This is a genomic window from Mangrovimicrobium sediminis, from assembly GCF_004745945.1.
Taxonomy (GTDB): domain Bacteria; phylum Pseudomonadota; class Gammaproteobacteria; order Pseudomonadales; family Halieaceae; genus Mangrovimicrobium; species Mangrovimicrobium sediminis.
On sequence record NZ_SRLE01000005.1, the window covers coordinates 1 to 20,486 of the forward strand.

The 20,486-nt window shown below is 65.7% G+C and carries 16 protein-coding genes; 2 read left to right on the forward strand and 14 right to left on the reverse strand.

Features of this window, described 5'->3' with window-relative positions; genetic code table 11:
• Positions 1-534: 534 nt before the first annotated feature.
• The 14 genes from E4634_RS04925 to E4634_RS04990 all read right to left on the reverse strand — a co-directional run bounded on the left by E4634_RS04925 (position 535) and on the right by E4634_RS04990 (position 18,802).
• The gene (locus E4634_RS04925; RefSeq protein WP_135441511.1) at positions 535-2,955 is read right to left on the reverse strand and encodes a TonB-dependent receptor; all 2,421 of its coding nucleotides are present in this window, start codon (positions 2,953-2,955) and stop codon (positions 535-537) included.
• A gap of 301 nt (positions 2,956-3,256) precedes the next feature.
• Entirely contained in the window at positions 3,257-3,979 is a 723-nt protein-coding gene (locus tag E4634_RS04930; protein WP_135441512.1) for a sulfite exporter TauE/SafE family protein, read from the reverse strand.
• Positions 3,976-4,173: a cbb3-type cytochrome oxidase assembly protein CcoS gene (gene ccoS, locus E4634_RS04935; RefSeq protein ID WP_135441513.1), complete on the reverse strand. Its 198-nt coding sequence runs from the start codon at positions 4,171-4,173 to the stop codon at positions 3,976-3,978. Before ccoS ends, E4634_RS04930 begins: the two co-directional genes overlap by 4 nt.
• Before the next feature lie 9 nt (positions 4,174-4,182).
• The gene (locus E4634_RS04940) at positions 4,183-6,612 is read right to left on the reverse strand and encodes a heavy metal translocating P-type ATPase (RefSeq protein ID WP_240725095.1); all 2,430 of its coding nucleotides are present in this window, start codon (positions 6,610-6,612) and stop codon (positions 4,183-4,185) included.
• Positions 6,605-7,102 (reverse strand): FixH family protein, encoded by a 498-nt coding sequence (locus tag E4634_RS04945; protein WP_135441514.1) that lies wholly within the window; start codon positions 7,100-7,102, stop codon positions 6,605-6,607. The genes E4634_RS04940 and E4634_RS04945 overlap by 8 nt, the downstream gene beginning before the upstream one ends.
• Before the next feature lie 8 nt (positions 7,103-7,110).
• Positions 7,111-8,526, reverse strand: a complete 1,416-nt coding sequence (ccoG, locus tag E4634_RS04950; protein WP_135441515.1) for a cytochrome c oxidase accessory protein CcoG — start codon at positions 8,524-8,526, stop codon at positions 7,111-7,113.
• Positions 8,527-8,607: 81 nt separating this feature from the next.
• Positions 8,608-9,486, reverse strand: coding sequence for a cytochrome-c oxidase, cbb3-type subunit III (ccoP, locus tag E4634_RS04955; protein WP_135441516.1), 879 nt, complete (start codon positions 9,484-9,486; stop codon positions 8,608-8,610).
• Positions 9,479-9,658 (reverse strand): cbb3-type cytochrome oxidase subunit 3, encoded by a 180-nt coding sequence (locus E4634_RS04960; RefSeq protein WP_135441517.1) that lies wholly within the window; start codon positions 9,656-9,658, stop codon positions 9,479-9,481. Before E4634_RS04960 ends, ccoP begins: the two co-directional genes overlap by 8 nt.
• Positions 9,658-10,266, reverse strand: coding sequence for a cytochrome-c oxidase, cbb3-type subunit II (gene ccoO, locus E4634_RS04965; protein ID WP_135441518.1), 609 nt, complete (start codon positions 10,264-10,266; stop codon positions 9,658-9,660). Before ccoO ends, E4634_RS04960 begins: the two co-directional genes overlap by 1 nt.
• A 19-nt stretch (positions 10,267-10,285) precedes the next feature.
• Entirely contained in the window at positions 10,286-11,722 is a 1,437-nt protein-coding gene (gene ccoN, locus E4634_RS04970) for a cytochrome-c oxidase, cbb3-type subunit I (protein WP_135441519.1), read from the reverse strand.
• A gap of 66 nt (positions 11,723-11,788) precedes the next feature.
• Positions 11,789-12,388 (reverse strand): Yip1 family protein, encoded by a 600-nt coding sequence (locus tag E4634_RS04975; protein ID WP_135441520.1) that lies wholly within the window; start codon positions 12,386-12,388, stop codon positions 11,789-11,791.
• 107 nt (positions 12,389-12,495) lie between these two features.
• The gene (gene fnr, locus E4634_RS04980; protein WP_135441521.1) at positions 12,496-13,251 is read right to left on the reverse strand and encodes a fumarate/nitrate reduction transcriptional regulator Fnr; all 756 of its coding nucleotides are present in this window, start codon (positions 13,249-13,251) and stop codon (positions 12,496-12,498) included.
• Positions 13,252-13,331: 80 nt separating this feature from the next.
• A complete protein-coding gene (gene hemN / locus E4634_RS04985) occupies positions 13,332-14,768 on the reverse strand; it encodes an oxygen-independent coproporphyrinogen III oxidase (RefSeq protein ID WP_135441522.1) in 1,437 nt (478 codons plus the stop codon).
• A gap of 95 nt (positions 14,769-14,863) precedes the next feature.
• The gene (locus E4634_RS04990; protein ID WP_135441523.1) at positions 14,864-18,802 is read right to left on the reverse strand and encodes a DUF1631 family protein; all 3,939 of its coding nucleotides are present in this window, start codon (positions 18,800-18,802) and stop codon (positions 14,864-14,866) included.
• Between the two features lie 204 nt (positions 18,803-19,006).
• On the opposite strand from E4634_RS04990, the gene npdG reads away from it, so the two are divergent.
• Both npdG and cofE read left to right on the forward strand, forming a co-directional pair.
• Positions 19,007-19,690, forward strand: a complete 684-nt coding sequence (gene npdG / locus E4634_RS04995; RefSeq protein ID WP_135441524.1) for an NADPH-dependent F420 reductase — start codon at positions 19,007-19,009, stop codon at positions 19,688-19,690.
• A 16-nt stretch (positions 19,691-19,706) separates the two neighbouring features.
• A complete protein-coding gene (gene cofE, locus E4634_RS05000; RefSeq protein ID WP_135441525.1) occupies positions 19,707-20,474 on the forward strand; it encodes a coenzyme F420-0:L-glutamate ligase in 768 nt (255 codons plus the stop codon).
• Positions 20,475-20,486: the final 12 nt, after the last annotated feature.

Below are 20,486 nucleotides of genomic sequence, written 5' to 3' on the forward strand. Positions count from 1 at the left end.
CGTAGATTCGTAGATTCGTAGGGCCGTACGTGCGAGCACTGCGAAACACGCAACATCACCGCTGACTATCCTGAGGCGCCGCTGAATTCAGCGGTCCGAGCCGCTTCCCTCCCGAGACGGGCTCAACCCACACCGCACCAAGCTCCCCACAAATCATATAATCAAAGGACTGGCGGCGGGCGTGTTGGCCGCGGAAAGTGAACGGCGCCGAGGGAGTGGAGGGAAGGGCGTGGAGGGAGACCGCTCGCGGGCTCACGACCGACTGAGGGCACCCCGGAGGGGCGCCGTTCTGCAGCGGCCAGCACGCGCACCGCCAGTCCGTCAGTGGCGAACCAATCTTGCAGCGCTTTTCCAGCCAATGTGGTGCCGCAAAGCAGCAAACCTCAAGCCCTCCCGGGCGCGCGCTTTTTTTCGCGCCCGGGAGGGCTTGAGATTTGCAGCTATGGAACCAAAAACTGCGGACCCAAAAAAAAGCACGCGCCGAAACGCGTGCTTTATTGAAGAGTGCCCCGGCAACCCGGGGCCAGTAAGCCGTCAGATGCGGTAGACGAACTTCACCCACAGCTCGCGGCCGCGGTCGGTGATACAGGCCAGTTCGTCCTTGCCGCCGAAGCCCTGCACGCCGTCCGGGCTGCCGGTTACGATCGAGCCCGGCAGGTTGGAGTAGACACCGTTGAAGTTGGTGCAGTTGCCCGCCGTGATCTCGTCCGTGAGGTTCTTGCCGATCAGGCTGATCTCCCAGTTGCCGTCCGCGTCGCGCAGGCCCAGGGATGCGCTCGTCTTGAAGTAGGAGTCCTGGTAGAAGTCGTCGCGCAGCAGGGTGTTGGCCGCGTACTCGTCGGACCACTGGGTGGAGGAGCCGAAGGACATGATCAGGCTCTCGCTGACCGGGCGCTCGTAGGTAAAGCCGAAAGTCGCCTGGAATTCCGGCGCGCGCAGCAGGTCGCCACCGGACAGGTCCTGCGCCTGGTACAGGCCGGTCTCTTCGTTGAAGGCTTCGGTACAGCCCTCCTCGAAGGTCTGGCCACCCCAGCACAGCGCGTTGTCGAATGTGTCGTACTCGGCGTTGTTCCAGTTGGCGACCGCGAACAGTTCCAGCCCGTCGACGGACAGCGGCGCGTAGGCGACGTCGAAGTCGACACCCCAGACAGTTGCGGAGGCCGCGTTCAGGGTGCGGATCAGGAAGCCCTGGGGGGTGGACTCGTTGGCGCCCACCTGCAGGTCGTCGTACTCGTAGTAGTAGACCGAGGCGTTGAGGGACACGGTGTTTTCCGCGAGGTAGGTCTTGATGCCGCCCTCGTAGCCCTCGACTTCCTCATCCTTGAACGAGGTGTCGACGCCGCTGGGGTTGGAGATGGTATCCCAGGAGCCGGACTTGAACGCCTTGCGGTAGCCGGCGAACAGGGTCAGTGTGTCGGTCGGCGTCCAGGTGATGGAGATCTCCGGCGAGACGTCGTCGGTCTGCAGGTTGTCCGTCTGGTACAGCTCGATGGGGAAGGGCTCGCCGGTCTCCTTGTTGACCGGGTTGTAGTCGCGCTCCTCGTCGGTGTAGCGCGCGCCCACCGCCAGTTCCAGTTCCGGGGTGATGCTCCACAGCACCTGGCCGAAGGCCGCCATGGTGGTCACGTCGATCGGCAGGTAACCCTGCGGGAAGGAGCCGAACACCGGCTGGAAGAAGAACAGGCCGGTGCGGTTGGCCATCTCGCCGTCCTGGTAGTACAGGCCGGCCATGAAGTTCAGGGCGCCGTCGAAGCTGGAGGTCAGGCGCAGCTCCTGGGTGAAGTCTTCGCGGGTGAAATCGGTGTCCGCGATGATCAGCGGGCCGGCGAAGCCGGACTGGGTGCCGTTGATCATGACACTGTGTTCGGCGTCGGCGTAGGCGGTGACCGAGGACAGCAGCAGTTGGTCGGTTACCTGCCAGTCCAGTTGCAGGCTGCCCCAGTACTGCTCGAGGTCGTAGAAGGGCACGCCATTGTTGCGGATGCCGGTGTACAGCGGGTTGTCCGGGTTGACCCAGACGGCATTGACGTTGCCGTCCAGTTTGCAGTCCTCGTTGGCGGCAAACCACTGCGGCGAGTTGGTGCCGTAGAAAGCTCCCAGGGCATCGCCGAGGAAGTAGTCGTCCGGTACGTCGGTGGTCACACCGCCGAGGCAGCCGGCGATCTGGCCGGCGCCGCCGGAGCCGTCGATGTAAACCTCGTTGTAGTTGGCTTTCAGCTTGGCGGAGAAGGTGTCCGAGGGCTCCCATTTCAGGGTGCCGCGAATCACCAGTTCATCCTTGTTGGGAACCTTGGGGACGTTGGGCGTGATGCTGCTGATGCCGTCGCCCACGGCGGTGTTGTCCTGCCAGCCTTCCATGTCGGAGTACTGTACGGCGAGGCGTGCGCCCAGGGTGTCGGTGATCGGGCCGGACACGATGCCGTGGACCAGGTATTCCTCGGCGTTGTCTTCATAGCCGGCGCCGACTTCCAGTTCGAACTCGTCGCCCGGGTCATTGGTGTTGATGGAGATCACGCCGGCGGTGCTGTTTTTACCGTAGAACAGTGACTGCGGGCCGCGCAGGACTTCCAGTGACGCCATGTCGAACAGCGAGGAGGAAAACGCCAGCGCCTGGCTGAAGCCCTGGCCGTCTACGTTCAGCGATACCGACTGGTCGATGGTCGGGTTCAGGGTGCCGGTGCCGATACCGCGCAGCGACGGGGTCGGTCCGATCGAGGCGACCTGGGTGCCCATGACGAAGCCGGGTACGCGCTCGGTCAGGGTGTACATGTCGTTGGTGCCAAACTGCTTCAGCTGGTCACCGGAGAACGCGGTAATGGCCACCGGCACATTGAGTACGGATTCCTCGCGTTTGCGCGCGGTGACGATGACTTCTTCGAGCTGTGAGAATGCAGGGATTGCCGGGAGCATCAGGCTGGACGCAATAACGGCGGGCAGGATCTTCCTGGAGAACATAGTGCTACCTCTCGCTTATAATTTTTTATAGAGGGTCAAGAGCCCAAAATCGGAGTCTGATTTTTATGGATTGACCGATTCTTGAAGCCACTCAAGCATTGCACGCTTGTCGCGGGAGGGTCAAGCCAGCCGCGATACCGTGCCAGGAGTGGAACACGTGCATTATTCACTGTTTTTTACGGTGTTTTAAGCAGCCTGGCAGGGCATTGCGTGCAGGGTTCAATTCTATTGCGCGCCAAGCAAATTCCCGATTTTCAGGTTCGTCGATGGCCGGATTTTGCGCGCCGGCGTAAAACAATTGTTACATGTGATGGTGCTCGTGCGCCGGGGCGGCAGCGCCCGGCTGCGGCGAGCGCAGGTGCCCGGCGTGGGCTGCCACCAGGTACAGCGTCCAGATACCGGAGGCAATCAGCAGCAGGGCGATGACAAGCTTCAGGCCGCGCCGGCGCAGGAAGCCCTGCAGGCCGGCGGCGCCGAGACTGGTCGCGAGCATGGCCGGCAGGGTGCCGATACCGAAGCAGAACATCAGGCCGGCGGCGGTCCAGGCGTTCTGCGCAGTGGCCGCCCAGGCCAGGCTGGAGTAGATCAGGCCGCAGGGCATCAGGCCCCAGCACAGGCCCAGCGCCAGTGCCTGCAATGGATGGCGCAGCGGCAGCAGGCGGGAAGAGAATCGCTGTACCGGTTGCCACAGGTAGGCACCCGCGCGCTCCAGTGCGGCCATACCGCGCCACCAGTCCGCCACGTACAGGCCCATGCCGATCAGCAGTGCACCGGCAAGGTAGCGCAGGCCGATGGTCCAGGCGGCGATGTCCACGCTGCCTGCCAGCAGCCCGAGCAGGCCGCCGAGCAGCGCGTAACTGAACACGCGGCCGGCGTGGTAGGCGAGGGTCAGCGACAGCCGTCGCTCACCGCCGAGGTTGAGCGCCGCGGCGATGCCGCCGCACATGCCCAGGCAGTGGCCGGCGCCGGCCAGTCCCAGGCCGAAGGCCGACAGTGCCAGCGAGAGGAGGGCGGGGTCGGTCATGGTTTCGGGTCCCCGCTGTCCTGCGCGCTCGAGTTCTGCGCGTGGCTGTCCTGGCCCTCATCGTCGTTGAGAATGCGCCAGGCCTCCTTGTCGAGGTCGTCGTACTGCCCGCTGTCGATTGCCCACAGCAACAGTTTGATGCCGAGGGCGACGAACACCAGGGCCACAGGAATGAGGAGGTAGAGGCTGTCCACGCGGGCTCCCTAGTGCGCCGTCTCGCGCCGGTTCAGGCGCAGTGAATTGGTGACCACGAGTAGTGAACTCAGCGACATGCCGATGGCGGCGGCCCAGGGCGGTACCAGCCCGGCGGCGGCCAGCGGTATGGCGCAGAGATTGTAGCCCAGGGCCCAGGCGAAATTCTGCAGGATGATGCGCCGGCAGGCGCGCGCCTTGCGCCAGGTACGGGTGACGCCGCCGAGGTCGGCGGCGAGCACGAAATCCGCCTGGGCGCGGGCCAGGTCGGTGGCGCCGGCCACGGCGAAGCTGGCGTCCGCCGCGCCCAGTACCGGGGCATCGTTGAGGCCGTCACCCACCATTGCCACGACCGCGCCGCCAGCCTGCATTTCCCGCACTTTTTCCAGTTTCTCGCGCGGTTGCAGGCCGGTGCCGATAACCGCCATGCCCAGTTCCGTGGCCAGTTGCGGCCCGCGCGGGGAACTGTCGCCGCTGAGCAGCCCGGTGTGAATGCCGGCGCGTTCGGCGGCGGCGACCACCGCCGGCGCTTCGGCACGGGTGTGGTCGCCGAAGCCGAACCAGGCCAGCGGGCGCTCGTCGCTGCACAGCGCCACCCAGTACAGCGCGTCGTCCGGTGGTTGCGGCAGGGCGGGGCACAGGTCGCGGCAGAAGGCGGCGCTGCCCATGCGGTAGTGTTGCCCGCCGCGCACGCCGTCCAGCCCGGCGCCGACCACCTGGTCCACGCTGTCGCAGTCGAGGGTGCGCTCGACCCCGGCAAAGGCGCGGCTGATCGGGTGGTTGGACCACTGCTGCAGGGCGGCGGCGATGGCCAGCAGTTCGTTTTCCGCAATGTCCGCCAGGGGGTGTACCCGGTCCAGCGAGAGTTGCCCCGCGGTCAGCGTCCCGGTCTTGTCGAACACCAGGTGGGTGCAACGGGACAGCGCCTCCAGGGCGTTTTCGCCGCGCACGATGACGCCGCTGCCGCGCAGGGCGCCGGCCGCGGCGGTCAGCGCCGCCGGCGTCGCCAGGGCCAGCGCGCAGGGACAGGAGATCACCAGTACCGAGAGGCTCACCCACAGGGCCTGTGCCGGGTCGATCTGTAGCCAGGCCAGCGCCGTGGCGCTGGTCACCAGCAGCACGCCGGCGACGAACCAGGCGGCGATGCGGTCGGCCAGTCGCGCCAGCCGCGGCTTGCCGCTGCGCCCCATCTCCACCGAGTGCTGCAGCGCCGCCAGGCGGCTGTGGGCGAAGTCCACCAGCACCTCGGCTTCCAGGGCGGACTCGACATTGACCGTGCCGGCGTACACGGCGTCGCCGCTGCGCACATGCCGCGGCAGGTGCTCGCCGTTGAAGGTGTCCTCGCGCACGGCGCCGGCGCCGCCAAGCACGCGGGCATCCGCCGGCACCGTCTGGCCGGGCTTTACCAGGATGCGGTCGCCGGGCTGCAACTGCCGCCGCGGCTGGGTCTGCCACTGGCCGTCGCGGCGCACAGTCACCGCATCCGGCAGCGCGGCCTCGGCATCGAACCAGGTCACGGCATAGCGCTGGCGCACGCGCGCCTCGAGGAAGCGGCCGAGCAACAGGAAGAAGGTGAACATGACCACCGAGTCGAAGTAGACCTGTCCCGTCCCCGAGACCGTGGCCCAGGCGCTGGCCAGCCAGGCCAGGCCTATGGCCAGGGCCACCGGCAGGTCCATGACCAGCGCCCCCTGGCGCAGATGTCGCCAGGCGGTGCGGAAGAAGGTGCCGGCGGCGTAGTAGACGACAAAGCTCGAGACCAGCAGGCTGAAACCGCGCAACAGGCCGCGGTACTGCTCCTCGATGCCCTGCAGGTCGCCGGCGTGCAGGGCGACGGCGAACATGCCCACCTGCATCATGCCGAAACCGGCGACGCCGAGGCGGCGCAGGTCGGCGCGGTATTCAGTGGCCGACTGCTCACGCTGGGTGCTGGCGCGAAACGGCTGCGGCCGGTAGCCCAGGGACTCCACCCGCGCGAACAGCTCGCTCAGGGGCAGGACGGTCGGGTCTAAGCGCACGTCGAGGCGGCTCTGCTGCAGGTGGACCGAGGCGTCGAGTACGCCGGGCACCCGCGACAGGGATTGCTCGATCAGCCACGTACACGCGGCGCAGGTGATACCGCCGAGCAGCAGGCGGGCACTGACCTGGCCGTTGTCGTCGGTGGTGGAAAAGCCGGCGGCGACTTCCGGGTCGTCGTAGACGCGGTAGTGCGCGGCGAAGTCGCCGTCTTCCTCCACCGGGCGTTCGCTGTAGGCGGTGCGCCGGCGATAGAAGGCATCGAGGCCGCTGCCGCTGATCAGCCCGGCGACGGCGCGGCAGCCCGGGCAGCACATGGGGCGCGGTTCGCCGTCGATTTCCACCACCAGCGAGACCCCATCGGGGACGGGTTCACCGCAGTGGTAGCAAGGCGTCGGCTCGGCTCTGGCGAGTTGGTCAGCCACCGCCCTGGTGCTGGAAGTTGCTTGGGGAGAGGGAGCCTTCCAGCCGCCAGGCGTCGCCGCCCGCCGGTTGCAGGTTCCAGTGCCAGCGCGGGGCGACGTCGGTGCCGAGCCGGCCGCGGTATTCCCCGGGTGTGCTCTGCACCAGTGTCAGCTGGATGTCGCGGTCGGCTTCCATCGGGTGCGCCAGCTGCAGTTGCAACTGGGGAGCATCCACCGGCCCCTGGGTCAGGACCACGATCTGGTCGCCGTCGATCTGCAGGGCGGCGCTGATGCCCGCGGCCGCGGCCTGTTCCAGGCTGGCCAGTTCGCGATTGATGGCCAGGCCGTCCTTGTAGTAGTTGTCGTCCACAAGGTCGTCGGCGCCCTCGGTGGCGATATAGACCGTCGTCAGGCTGGCGACGACCACCACCGAGGGCAGGCCGATCAGGAACCACGGCCAGAACTGGCGGTACCAGGGGGTGCTGTCCTCACGCGGGATGGGGCGGGCCATGATCCGGGCTACAGCGGCTTGACGAAGCGCGATTCGTGTTCGGCGTGCAGCGAGTCGATGTCTGTCGCCTCCACCTCGAATTCGAATTCGGTGCTCGGCCGCTCCAGCGCCGCCGGGTCCATGCGCACGCGCAGGCTGATGGTGCGCACTTCGCCGCCGTCCAGGGTGTACAGGGTTTCGCCGATGATCTGCGCCTCGGGCAGGCCCTCGATGCGCACCTCGAATTCGTGCATGTCCGTGTCCATGTTGGCCAGGCGCAGGGTGTAGATGTTGTCGATCTGGCCGTTGTCGGTGGTTACATAGAGCTGGTTGCGGTCGCGGATGACGGACAGCTCCAGCGGTATGCGCGAGAACATGTTATACGAGAACACGCCGACCATCACGCACAGCACCACCACGTAGCCGATGATACGCGGGCGCAGCCAGTGGGTCTTGCCGCCGGCCAGTTCGCGCTCGCTGGTATAGCGGATCAGGCCGCGCGGGTAGTTCATCTTGTCCATCACCGAGTTGCAGGCGTCCACGCACAGGGCGCAGCCGATGCACTCGTATTGCAGGCCCTTGCGGATGTCGATGCCGGTGGGGCAGACCTGTACGCACAGCGAACAGTCGATGCATTCACCCAGCCCCAGCTGCGCCGGGTCGGCGTTGCGCTTGCGGCTGCCGCGCGGTTCGCCACGCTTGCTGTCGTAGGAGACGATCAGCGTGTCGTGGTCGAACATCACCGACTGGAAGCGCGCATAGGGGCACATGTACTTGCATACCTGCTCGCGCATCCAGCCCGCGTTCAGGTAGGTCATCAGGGTGAAGAAGCAGGTCCAGAACACGCCCCAGGGGTGCGCGCTGAGGGACAGCAGGTCAGTGGCCAGCTCGCGTATGCCGTAGAAGTAGCCGACGAAGGTAAAGCCGGTGAGAAAGGCGACCCCCAGCCAGGAACCGTGCTTGAGGAACTTTTTGGTGGCCTTCTCGACGCTCCAGGGCGCCTGGTCCAGCTTCATGCGCTGGTTGCGGCTGCCTTCGGTATGCTGCTCCAGCCACATAAAGATACTCGTCCACACCGTCTGCGGGCAGGTATAGCCACACCAGATGCGCCCGGCGAAGGTGGTCACCGCGAACAGCGAGTAGGCGGCGATAATCAGCAGGAAGGCCAGCATGGGGAAATCCTGCGGCCAGAAGGTCAGGCCGAGGATGTGGAACTTGCGCTCGGGCAGGTCGAACAGGACGATCTGCTGCCCGCCCCAGTTGATCCAGGGCAGGAGAAAATAGCCGAGCAGCAGCGGCCAGCCGGTATACAGCCGGATGCGCTGGAAAAAGCCCTCGACCTTGCGTGTGTAGATGCGCTCGCGGCGCTGGTAAAGGTCGACCTCGCCGACCTCGGCGGGAGCGACTTCCTGAAGATCTATCAGCTCTTCGTCAGTCTTTGACATTGCGGGTGTACCTGTCGAACTGCGGGGGGATGGGGGCGGCGCGCGGTGCGCCGCCCCGGTGGACCGTTGCCGGTCCGGATGTCAGCGGCTAAGGCCGTATACGTAGGCGGTGAGGATGTGGATCTTGTCCTCACTCAGCAGGTTCTCGTGAGCGGGCATCTTGCCGTTACGTCCAGCGCGCAGGGTGTGGGCGATCTGCTCCTCGGTGCCGCCGTACAGCCAGATACCGTTGGTCAGGTTGGGTGCACCCAGCGCCTGGTTACCCTTGCCCTCGGGGCCGTGGCAGGCCACGCAGTAGGTCTGGAAGTGCTTGGCACCGGCCGCCGCCACCTCTGCATCGACATCGCGACCACTCAGGGACAGCACGTAGGCGGTGGTTTCGGTGACGCCCTGGTCGCCGAGGATCGCGCCCCAGGCGGGCATGGCGCCCTGGCGGCCGTTGATCAGCGTGGCCTTGATCGCCTCGGGTGAGCCGCCGTACAGCCAGTCGTCGTCGGTCAGGTTGGGGAAGCCGTAGGCGCCCTTGGCGTCCGAGCCGTGGCAGGTGGAGCAGTTGTTGCTGAACAGGCGCATGCCCATCTTGCGCACCGCGGGGTCGTGGGCGATCTCCTCGACCGACATGGCCAGGTAGCGGTCGCGCACCTCGCGATACTTTTCCTCGGCCTTGGCCACTTCGCGCTCGTGCTGCTCGATCTCGGTCCAGCCGAGCAGGCCGGGGAAGTTGCCCATGCCCGGGTACAGGGCCAGGTAGCCGAGACCAAAGATAATGGTCAGTACGAACATGGTGAACCACCAGGACGGCAGCGGGTTGTCGTATTCCTCGATGCCGTCGTAGACGTGACCGGTGGTCTTCTCGCCAACGCCCGGACCGCGTTTGCGATTGGCAAACAGGATCCAGGTGACTCCGACAATAGTGACAGTGGTCAGAACAATGACCCACAGACTCCAGAAACTAGTCATTCCCGACTTCCTCCTGCTGGGTGCGTTGATTCAGCTCGTCATCCGCAAAGGGCAGGTGGGCAGCTTCATCAAAGGCTTGCTTGCGTTTGCTGTTGTAGGCCCAGAAGCACATTCCGATGAAACCGATCATCAAAAATGCTGTGCTGATACCTCTAAGATCGTTGATGTCCATCAGCGCCTCGTTTGCAGCAGGGTGCCCAGCTGTTGCAGGTAGGCAACCAGGGCATCGATTTCTTTCTTCCCTTCCACGGCGGCCTGGGCACCGGCGATATCGTCGTCGGTGTAGGGCACGCCGACCGCGCGCAGGGCGGTCATCTTCTTGCCGGTCATCTCGCCCGACAGTTCTTTCTCGAACAGCCAGGGGAAGGCGGGCATGTTGGACTCGGGCACCACGTCGCGCGGGTTGTACAGGTGCGCGCGGTGCCACTCGTCGGAGTAGCGCTGGCCGACGCGCGCCAGGTCCGGGCCGGTGCGCTTGGAACCCCACAGGAAGGGGTGGTCGTAGACGAACTCGCCGGCCACGGAGTAGTGGCCATAGCGCTCGGTCTCGGCGCGCAGCGGGCGAATCATCTGCGAATGGCAGACGTTGCAACCCTCGCGGATGTAGATGTCGCGACCTTCCAGTTCCAGGGCGGGCAGCGGCTTGAGGCCGGCGATGGGCTCGTTGGTTTCCTTCAGGAACATCAGGGGAACCAGCTCCACCAGGGTACCGAAGCTCAGCGCCACGACGATGAGGATCATCATCAGGCCGACATTGGTTTCAACTACTTCATGTTTCATGCTGCTTGGCTCCTCTGGCTCAGGCTGCGCTGGCGGCCGCGACCGGCTGCGCTGCGACGTCCCGGCGGGTGGTCATGTACACGTTGTAGGCCATGACCAGCATGCCGGCGAAGAAGATACCGCCACCCAGTACGCGCACCACGTAGCCCGGGTAGCTGGCGGCCACCGACTCGACGAAGCTGTAGGTGAGCGTGCCGTCCTGGTTGTAGGCGCGCCACATCAGGCCCTGCATGATGCCGTTCACCCACATGGAGGCGATGTACAGCACAGTGCCGATGGTGGACATCCAGAAGTGCACGTTGATCAGGTCGACGCTGTACATGCGCTCCTTGTTGAACAGGATCGGGATCAGGTGGTACATGGAGCCGATGGAGATCATCGCCACCCAGCCCAGGGCGCCGGAGTGTACGTGGCCGATGGTCCAGTCGGTGTAGTGCGACAGCGCGTTCACCGTCTTGATCGACATCATCGGGCCTTCGAAGGTGGACATGCCGTAGAAGGACAGGCTCACCACCAGGAAGCGCAGGATCGGGTCGGTGCGCAGTTTGTGCCACGCGCCGGACAGGGTCATGATGCCGTTGATCATGCCGCCCCAGGAGGGTGCCAGCAGGATCAGCGACATCACCATGCCCAGGCTCTGCGCCCAGTCGGGCAGGGCGGTGTAGTGCAGGTGGTGCGGGCCGGCCCAGATGTACACCGCCACCAGCGCCCAGAAGTGGACGATGGACAGGCGGTAGGAGTACACGGGACGCTCGGCCTGCTTGGGCACGAAGTAGTACATCATGCCGAGGAAGCCGGCGGTGAGGAAGAAGCCCACCGCATTGTGGCCGTACCACCATTGCACCATCGCATCGACGGTGCCGGAGTAGACGGAGTAGGACTTGGTCAGGCTCACCGGCACTTCCATGCTGTTGAGGATGTGCAGGATCGCCACGGCGATGATGAAGGCGCCGTAGAACCAGTTCGCCACGTAGATGTGGTGTACCTTGCGTTTGGCGATGGTGCCGAAGAACACGATCGCGTAGAGCACCCAGATCACGGTGATCAGGATGTCGATGGGCCACTCCAGTTCGGCGTATTCCTTACTGGTGGTCAGGCCCAGCGGCAGGGTGATTGCCGCGGCCACGATGACCAGCTGCCAGCCCCAGAATACGGCGGCGGCGAGCTTGTCGGAGATCAGCCTGGTCTGGCAGGTGCGCTGGACCACGTAGAACGACGTGGCGAACAGCGCGCAGCCGCCGAAGGCGAAAATCACCGCGTTGGTGTGCAGGGGGCGCAGGCGGCCGAAGTGCAACCACTCCAGGCCGGGATTGAGCTGCGGCCAGGCCAGCTGGGCGGCGATAAGTACGCCGACCAGCATGCCCACGATGCCCCACACCACGGTCATGATGGCGAACTGGCGAACCACCTTGTAGTTGTAGGTGGGATGTTCCAGTGCTGCGTTGAGCTCACTCATGGTTCTCTTCCACTAGCAGTTTGCAATAAATCGTCTTTTCCCCAACTGCATACAGCAGGGCTTGGCTCAGTCCGTGAACGCGGGTGCGGCGCCGAAGTCCCATAGGATCACGGCCCCCACCATCAGGCAGATCAGTATCACCAGTGCGACGCCCATGACGGCGCTGGAGAACAGGAATCCGCGCTCCTCCGGGATGCCCATGACGATGGGAATGCCCAGGTACATCAGGTACACCGCCCAGCACACCGCGACAATGCCGATCAGCATGTCCAGCCACAGGATCGGGTAGAAACCCACCGCGCCGGCGATGAACATCGGGGTCGCCGCCAGCGAGGCGATGATGATGCCCTTGCTGATGCTGGAGGCGGCGCCGTAGGTGTCGGCCATCCAGTGGATGAAGTAGCCGATCGCCGCGAGGCATGCGACCTGGGTGAGGTAGAACAGGATGCAGATTGTTCTCGCGCTCTCCCGGGTGAGCTTGATCACCTCGCCGTCGCCCACGCTCCAGCCGATGTGGGTGGTACCGTAGTACCAGGCGACCGACGGTATGATGGCCAGGAACCAGGGATAGAGCAGGAGCGTCTTGAACGAGCTCTCGGACAACGCGGTAATGCGCTTCCACTGGGAACTGGGCTGAACTAAAAGGCCGAAGGTATGCTGAATCATCAGGTCTGGATCTCCCCTACGCGACTGTGGCAGTAGCGAGATCGTATTCTAGGGATTCACCGAAGCGGCGTCTTGATACACGTCAAGACAAGCGTGCGAACCAGGACCTAGTGGCTCAAGTTGGCCATATGCCTGAGCCCGGCGGGGTCCAGAATCTCGATCTCTTTGTTATCCACCCGTAGTATCGACAGCTTCTGCATGCGGCTGAATACCCGGGAGACGGTTTCTACCGTCAACCCGAGGTAATTGCCGATGTCGACGCGCGACATGGGCAGGCGGAATTGTGTGGCGCTCAGTTTGCGCCGGGCGTTGCGGGTGGAGATGCTGAGCATCAGTGCGGCCACCCGCTCGTCGGCGGAGTTCTTGCTGAGCAGGGTAATGAGCTGCTGGTCTTCGGTGATCTCGCGGCTCATCAGCTGGAAAAAATGGCGTTGCAGGTTGGGCATCAGCGAGCTCAGCTTCTGCAGCGATGAAAATGGTATCTCGCAGATGGCCGAGGTCTCCAGCGCCTTCGCGGAGGAGGCGTGGGCATTGTTGCCGATACCGTCGAAGCCCAGGATCTCGCCCGGGAAGTAAAAACCGGTGACCTGCTCGCGGCCGTCGTCGGTGGTGCGATAGGCCTTGAGCGCGCCGGAGCGCACCGCGTACACCGACTCGAATTCATCCGCCTGGCGATACAGGTGCTGGCTCTTTTGCAGCGGCTTGCTGCGCTGGATGATGCGGTCGAGCTGGTCGATGTCTTCGCTCTCGAGGGCCAGCGGTAGACAGATGGCGTTCAGCCGGCAATTGCCGCAGCTCACCTGGTAGTCATGGGCACAGGGGATGAAATCCGCGCTGTCCGCTTGGCCCGGGGGGACTGACATAGGAGTATCCATTGAATTCGGCTGGGGCGCATTATAGTGCAAAACGCCGCCGGATCGAAGGGTGTCGCGGCCCTCGCCGATCAGACCGTGGCGGAGAATCCGGCGGGCCTGTCGCCGCCGTCACCGCGCGGCAGGTAGGCGTCGAAGGGCATGCAGATATTGCGCAGGAACGGGCGGCCGCGCGCGGTAACGCGGATACTGTCCGCCTCGAGCTGCAGCAGTCCGTCGGCGGCCATCGGCGCCAGCGCGGCGAGTTCCGCGGCGAACTTGCCGGCGAAATCGATCCCGAACTGGCGGTTGCACTCGTCGAGGTCCAGGTGCAGGTCGCAGATCAGGCTCATGATCACGTGACGGCGCAGGCGGTCCTCCTCGTCGATGCGGCAGCCGCGCTCGATGGCCAACTCGTCGGCCTCGACGCGCTGGTAGTAAGTCTCGAGATCGCGCGCGTTCTGCAGGTAGTAGTCGCCCATCTGGCTGATCGCCGAGACGCCGAGCCCGACCAGGTCGTCGGCCATGCGCAGGGAATAGCCCTGGAAATTACGCTGCAGGCGGCCCTCGGCCTGGGCCAGGGCCAGTTCGTCCCCGGGCAATACGTAGTGATCCATGCCGATGTGCTGGTAGCCGGCGTCCTTCAGCGTGTGGCTGATGATCTCGTGCAGCAGCAGTTTTTCCTCGGGCGCGGGCAGCGCCAGGCGGTCGATGGCGCGCTGGCTGGAGAAGCGCTCGGGCAGGTGCGCGTAGTTGTAGCAGGCGATGCGGTCCGGCGACAGCGCGATCACCTGCTGTACGGTGCGGGCGATGCTGTCGCGATCCTGGAAGGGCAGGCCGTAGATGAGGTCGAAGCTCAGCGAGCGGAAACCGAGGTTGCGCACGCTGTCCACCAGCCCCGCCACCTGTTCGTAGGGCTGGATGCGATTGACCGCCTTCTGTACCTGCTCGTCGAAGTCCTGTACGCCGAGGCTGATACGGTTGAAACCGACGCCCTTGAGCAGTGCCAGGGTGGCGTTGTCTACCGTGCGCGGGTCGATCTCGATGGAGTACTCGCGGTAGTTCTTGTCCAGCAGGCGGAAATTGCTCGCCAGCAGGTGCATGAGCTCGGTGATCTGGGCGTGGTCCAGGTAGGTTGGCGTGCCGCCGCCCCAGTGCATCTGGGTGATCGGGCGCTCGCGGCCCACCAGTTCCGCCTGCGCCACGATCTCGCGCTGCAGGTGGTCCAGGTAGGTGCGCGCCACGTTCTTGCGCCGGGTGACGATCTTGTTGCAGGCACAGTAATAGCAGATGTCGTTGCAGAACGGCACGTGCACATACAGCGAGAGCGGCTCGCGATTGTGCGCCGCCCCCGCGCGCTGGCCGGCCAGGTAGTCTGCCAGCGGAAATTCGGTGCTGAACTGCGGCGCAGTCGGGTACGAGGTATAGCGCGGCCCCTGGCAGGCGTACTTGCGTGCCAGGGCGACATCCTCTGCCAACTCGGCGGGTAACGAGGGGGATCCGGCGGTGTTGGCGATCATGATGGTCATCGGTACGACGCTGCTGTGATTATGGGGAGGGACGATAGCAGCGCCCCGGCGCAACCGCGTTGATTTAGGTCAAACCGCTTTCGCGGTGAGCCGGGCTACTTGACGATGCTGGACAGCTCGTCGGTGATCTCGGTCAGCAGGCGCGGGCGCGCGACGCCCCAGCCCTGCAGGTAATCGACGCCGATTTCCTCGAGCTTGGCGATGATTTCGTCGTTCTCCACCGATTCGGCGATGGTCTCCTGGCCGAGGAAATGGGCCAGGTCGTTGATCGAGCGGGCCATCGCGTAGTCGGCCCGGTTGGTGTGGATGCCGGTGATGAAGGTGCCGTCGATCTTGACGAAGTCCACCGGCAGTTCGCGCAGGTAGTTGTGGCTGGCCAGTCCGGTGCCGAAGTCGTCGATCGAGAACTTGCAGCCGATGTTGCGGAAAGCCCGCACAAAGTCTGCGGCTTTTACCAGGTTGGAGATGGTGCCGGTCTCGGTGATCTCGAAACAGATGCGGCTGGTACCCACACCGAACTCGGATATCTGCTCCAGCAGGTATTCCAGGAACTCGTCGTCGGTGACGCTGCCGCCGGACAGGTTGATCGCCAGGTAGGGCACTTCTTTTTGCGCATCCATCAGCTGGCTGACCCAGGCGAAGGCCTCGCGCACCACCCAGCGGTCCACCAGGGTCATGAAGCCGTAGCGCTCGGCGCTGCGGATGAACTCCTCGGGCGAGGCGATGCTGCCGTCCGGGTTGGTCAGGCCGAGCAGCAATTCGTAGTGCCGGCCCACCGCCTGCTGGCCGGAGACCGCCACCTGGATGATGGGCTGGGCGCGCAGCACGAAGCGGTCGGTGGCCAGCGCCTGCTCGAGGTCCTGCCGGGTGCGCGACTTGTCGGTGCGGAACTGGTTGGCCAGCCCCTGGTCCTCGTCGAAGCTGCGTACGCAGTTGCCGCCCGCCTGCTTGGCAGCCTGCGAGGCAGAGCGTGCGGACTCCAGCACCTGGTCGACCGAGGGGCTGAACTCGAGGATCGGCGCCAGGCCGATGGACACGGTGAACGAGACCTGCTCGCCCTCGATCTCGATACTGCTTGCCTCGATGTCGGTGCGCACCTTCTCGGCGAAGCGCATGGCCTGTTCGGCGCTGCGGTCGAGCAGCAGCACCGCGAAGCGGTCGTTCTCGATGCGCGCCGAGGAGGATTTCTTGCCGTGCAACTGGGCGAGCAGGCGGCTGAACTGCATCAACACCTCATCGCCGTTGACCTTGTCGTACAGCTCGTTGACCAGGGCGAACTTGTCGATGTCCAGGTAGAGCACCGCGTGCTGAGAGTTCTTCAGCTGCGCGTGGCGCAGGGCACGGTTCATCTGGTCGAGGAAGGTCTCGCCGTTGATCAGCCGGGTCAGGCTGTCGTGGTTGCGGCTGAAGCTGAGCGTTTTCTGCACGTGCTCCAGCGTCTGGTACATGCTCTTGTCGACCACCGGCAGGCGGTCCGCCGGCGCCGGCGGCTGCACGCCCTGGCTCAGTTTGCGCGCCAGCTGGACGGCGCTGAGGTCGGCGATTTTCTGCCCGCGCTCGTTGACGAAGATGTAGCGGTCCTTGGCCGGGCTGACCCAGGCCAGCTGCATGCGCCGCCGCTGGCCGTCTGCGCCGCGGTAGGTGAGCCAGGAGTCCCTCTGCAGTTGCTCGACGCGCTTGACCCAGCGACGCAGCCGCGGCAGGTCTTCCACCCGTGCGCGCAGTCGCTGGGGTGCGTTGGCGTCGCTGTCGCCGCTATCGCTGACTTCTGCCGTGGCCACGTCCTGGCTGCCGGCGAGGATGCCGCGCAACTCGGCGAGCACCGGCTGGTAGGCGATGTTGGTCGGCAGCGCGGTGGCCAGTTGCTGCTCGACCACGTCGATCAGCGTCTCGGCCTCGAGGCTGCGCTGCATCAGCATGTCTTCGTCGTCGTCACCGGCCTGCTTGTCCTCCAGCCAGCCGGAGAGCTGGTCGAGGGTCTTGATCTGCTCCGCCCAGGTGGCGCTCTCCGGCCCCTCCTTGACGTGGGTGAGTACCAGCACGTCGCGCCAGCCGGCCTCGACCAGGTCGAGCAGCACGCGCGGCGCAGCGGGAGGGCGGATGCGTTCGTTGATGACCGCGCTGACCGCCAGGCGCGCCTGCTGCACTTTCTCCTGGCCATCCTGGATGCGCACCACGCGTTCGATATTGCGCGACAGGGCGCGGTCCTGCTGCTCGCCGAGTTTCTCGACTTCCTGCAGGGCGCGCTCGAACACAGACTCGTCGGTCTCGTAGCTCTCGACGATTTCCTCCACCACCCGGTTGATGCGTGTTTCCAGCGCGCGGTTGGGGAAGTTGGCGGAGGTGGCCAGGGTCGACAGGCGATCGACCACGGCGCGCGCCACGTGGCCGTGATCGAGGAAGAATTCGGGGTCGAGCAGGGCCAGCCGGGCCAGCGGAATCTGCAGGCTGGCCAGGGTCGGTTTCAGTTCCGGGGCGACGTCGATCTGCGAGGAGATGGTGCCGAACAGGTTGTCCACCATGTCCAGCTGGTTGAGGCTGTCGGTGGTCAGGCCGCTGCTGTCGCGCAGGCTGTTGATCTGCTGGCGGTGCTGCGCCAGGTACTCGCGCAGGGACTGCGCCTCGCGTACCGCCTGGCGCACGCCGCTGTCGCGCTGCAGGGCGGCGAGCGCGCGGGCGATGGTCGCCGCGTCCACCAGGGTGCTCTGGTCGACATCGCTGCTGGGGATGGTGGCGCCGTCCCAGGTGCCGCTCAGGGGCACGCCGGAGGCCAGCGCCTCGCCATTGGCCAGGCCCTCCGCCTCACGGCGGAAGTTGAGCGCGTCGACCACCGACTGGTAGACGTTTAACGGCGGCATGGCCCCGGCCCCGTGGCCGAAGCCGCCGGGGGGCGGGTCACCGCCGGTGGGTTGCTGGCCCAGGGCGCCGCGCAACTGGGAGACGATCTCCTCCGGTACGCTGGTCGCTTGGTCCTGCACCGGGCGGGCGGCGTTGGGGTTGAGCCGCGCGCGTTTGAGCAGCGAGCCCTTGGTCTGGATCTCGCGCTCGAGTTCCGGCGCCAGGCCGTTCTCGGCGAGGTAGTTGTTCATCGCCGCGTAGAAGTCGCCCAGCGGGCGCACCACGTGCTGCGAGTAGTATTCGTAGACCACCGGGGCGGTCTCCGGAGCGACTTCCAGGGTCTCGGTGGCGTTCTGGAAGGCGCGGCACAACTGGCGGGCGTGAATCGGAAGGCGTACCGCCAGCGGCTCCGCACCGATCAGTTCCGCCAGGCGAATGGTCAGCGCCTCCAGCGGGATGCGGTGCAGTTCCTCGGCCATGGTCACCGTGCGGTTGAGCGCCAGGTGCCCCTCGAACTCGTCGAGGTCGACCAGGTCCAGTTCCTCGGGACCCTCGATCTCCTGCTGCCAGTACTCGTCCTCGCCCGGCCCGGGCACCAGCTTCTGGAAGTAGTTCTCGATCTGCTCCAGCAGCAGGCGGCCGATGCGCTCGCGATTGCGGCCCAGCGAAACCGCCGCCTCGTAGACGCGGTTGCGGCCGTCGCTGCTGGGTTTGATGCGGCTGGCCAGGGACATCAGGTCGCTGTGAATGTGGTTGATCGCCTCCGGCAACAGGATGCTGAGTTCCTGCATGGCGCTCTGGTGAAAGCCGCGCAGGATGCGCGTGTAGGCGGTGGAGGCGCCCTGCAGGTCCGAGGCCTTCACCCGCGGTACGGGTTTGTCGTCGAACAGGCTCTTCCAGCGACGCGCCTTGTCGCCGCGGGAGTCCGCCGCGGCCAGGTAGACCACGCCGCCGGTAATGCCGCCGATGGTGACCGGGAGGGGGCCGAGGTCCTGGCGGTCGATGAGGTTCAGGGTGGCGGGCATGCCCTGCTTGAGACGCACGCGGCCGCTGGCGCTGGTGCCGGCGAGGAGTTTGACACGCGAAAGCTGCAGTTGCAGCGCTTCAGTCGCCGAACACTCGCCGGAGAGTTTTGCGCCGTCCTCGAGCACCAGGAGTGCCGGAAAGACCTGGGTCTGTGTCTGCGGGGGCGACATTCGGCTATTGTGAAGTGTTTATTCCCTCGCGCCCCGCGGGATTGCCGGACGACGAGTGCCGAGTATAGCCGCAATAGGATTGTCGATAAAATGCTCAACTGCGGAATCGGCGCGACTTGAGCCTGCCGGGGGATTTCCCTAATATGCCTGCGGTTCCCACTTTCTCGCAGCTGGTTCCCGGCGGCGATTTCACGGAAAAAAATTATGACGAATGAACCACTGCCCGTGCTGGCCATCCTGGGCGGCACCGGCGATCTAGGCACCGGCCTGGCCCGGCGCTGGGCACAGGCGGGCTACCGCGTGATCATCGGGTCGCGCACCCTGGAAAAAGCCCAGGCGGCGGTCGCCGACCTGCACGAAGTCATGGCCGAGCGCGGCGTCGCCCAGGTGCACGTCGAGGCGATGGAAAACCTCGACGCCGCGACCGCGGCGGATATCGTTACCCTCACCGTGCCCTTCAGCCACCAGGCCGCGACCCTGGAACTGGTGAAACCGGCCCTCGCCGGCAAGATCCTGGTCGATGTCACCGTACCCCTGGTGCCGCCCAAGGTGGCGCGCGTGCAGTTGCCGGAAGCCGGCAGCGCCGGGCAGATCGCCCAGGAATTGCTGGGCGAGGAGGTCGCTGTGGTCTCCGCGTTCCAGAACGTGCCGGCGGCCAAGCTGCAGGAGGCCGACGGGCCGGACTGCGACGTACTGGTCTGCGGCAACAAGCGCGAGGCGCGCGAGGCGGTGATCACCCTGGTCGAGGCGGCGGGCATGCGCGGTTTCCACGCCGGCATGATCAACAACGCGGCGGCCGCCGAGGCGCTGACCTCGGTGCTGATCGTGATCAACAAGCAGTATCAGTGCCACGCCGGTATCCGTATCACCGGGCTCGGCGATCACTGATATCCCGCCGGCGCCCATGCTCGGGTCCCTGCAACTCATTCCCCTGCGCCCGTTCCCGCTGGTCGAGCCGGGCGACGACCTCGCCGGCCTGGTGGCGGCCGCCCTGCGCGCGCAGCAGTTGCAACTGGTCCCGGGGGACGTGCTGGTGCTCGCCCAGAAGGTCGTGTCCAAGGCCGAGAACCGCTACGTGCGCCTGTCCAGCGTGACGCCCACGCCGGCGGCGCAGGAACTCGCCGCGCAGGCGGACAAGGACCCGCGCCTGGTGCAGCTGATTCTCGACGAGAGCCGCGAGGTGCTGCGCGTGCGCCCGGGGGTGATCATCGTCGAGCATCGCAACGGCTACGTGCACGCCAACGCCGGCATCGACCGCTCCAACCTGCAGCAGGACCCGGACGACCCGCAGGTGCTGCTGCTGCCGCAGGACCCGGACCGCTCGGCGGCGGCCCTGCGTGATCGCCTGGCCACTTTGTGCGGTGTCGCCCCGCAGGTGGTCATCAACGACAGCGCCGGGCGCGCCTGGCGCATGGGTACCGTGGGTATCGCCATCGGCTGCGCCGGGCTGGAGGCAGTGCGCGACCAGGTTGGCGACAGCGACCTGTTCGGCAACCGCCTGGAGGTCACCATGCCGGCGATCGCCGACGAGTTGGCCGCCGCCGCCTCGCTGGTCATGGGCCAGGCCGCCGAAGGCACGCCGCTGGTGCTGGCCCGCGGCCTGCAACTGGCGGCCTCCGAGGCCGGCTCCGGCAGCCTGTTGCGCGAGCGCGACATGGACCTGTTTCGCTGATGGGCGGCACTG

Excerpts from the sequence above, each read along its gene's own strand:
- E4634_RS04925 (WP_135441511.1), bottom strand. The coding sequence starts at position 2,955 with ATGTTCTCCAGGAAGATCCTGCCCGCCGTTATTGCGTCCAGCCTGATG.
- E4634_RS04930 (WP_135441512.1), bottom strand. The coding sequence starts at position 3,979 with ATGACCGACCCCGCCCTCCTCTCGCTGGCACTGTCGGCCTTCGGCCTG.
- E4634_RS04945 (WP_135441514.1), bottom strand. The coding sequence starts at position 7,102 with ATGGCCCGCCCCATCCCGCGTGAGGACAGCACCCCCTGGTACCGCCAG.
- ccoG (WP_135441515.1), bottom strand. The coding sequence starts at position 8,526 with ATGTCAAAGACTGACGAAGAGCTGATAGATCTTCAGGAAGTCGCTCCC.
- ccoP (WP_135441516.1), bottom strand. The coding sequence starts at position 9,486 with ATGACTAGTTTCTGGAGTCTGTGGGTCATTGTTCTGACCACTGTCACT.
- E4634_RS04960 (WP_135441517.1), bottom strand. The coding sequence starts at position 9,658 with ATGGACATCAACGATCTTAGAGGTATCAGCACAGCATTTTTGATGATC.
- ccoO (WP_135441518.1), bottom strand. The coding sequence starts at position 10,266 with ATGAAACATGAAGTAGTTGAAACCAATGTCGGCCTGATGATGATCCTC.
- ccoN (WP_135441519.1), bottom strand. The coding sequence starts at position 11,722 with ATGAGTGAGCTCAACGCAGCACTGGAACATCCCACCTACAACTACAAG.
- E4634_RS04975 (WP_135441520.1), bottom strand. The coding sequence starts at position 12,388 with ATGATTCAGCATACCTTCGGCCTTTTAGTTCAGCCCAGTTCCCAGTGG.
- fnr (WP_135441521.1), bottom strand. The coding sequence starts at position 13,251 with ATGTCAGTCCCCCCGGGCCAAGCGGACAGCGCGGATTTCATCCCCTGT.
- hemN (WP_135441522.1), bottom strand. The coding sequence starts at position 14,768 with ATGACCATCATGATCGCCAACACCGCCGGATCCCCCTCGTTACCCGCC.
- E4634_RS04990 (WP_135441523.1), bottom strand. The coding sequence starts at position 18,802 with ATGTCGCCCCCGCAGACACAGACCCAGGTCTTTCCGGCACTCCTGGTG.
- npdG (WP_135441524.1), top strand. The coding sequence starts at position 19,007 with ATGACGAATGAACCACTGCCCGTGCTGGCCATCCTGGGCGGCACCGGC.
- cofE (WP_135441525.1), top strand. The coding sequence starts at position 19,707 with ATGCTCGGGTCCCTGCAACTCATTCCCCTGCGCCCGTTCCCGCTGGTC.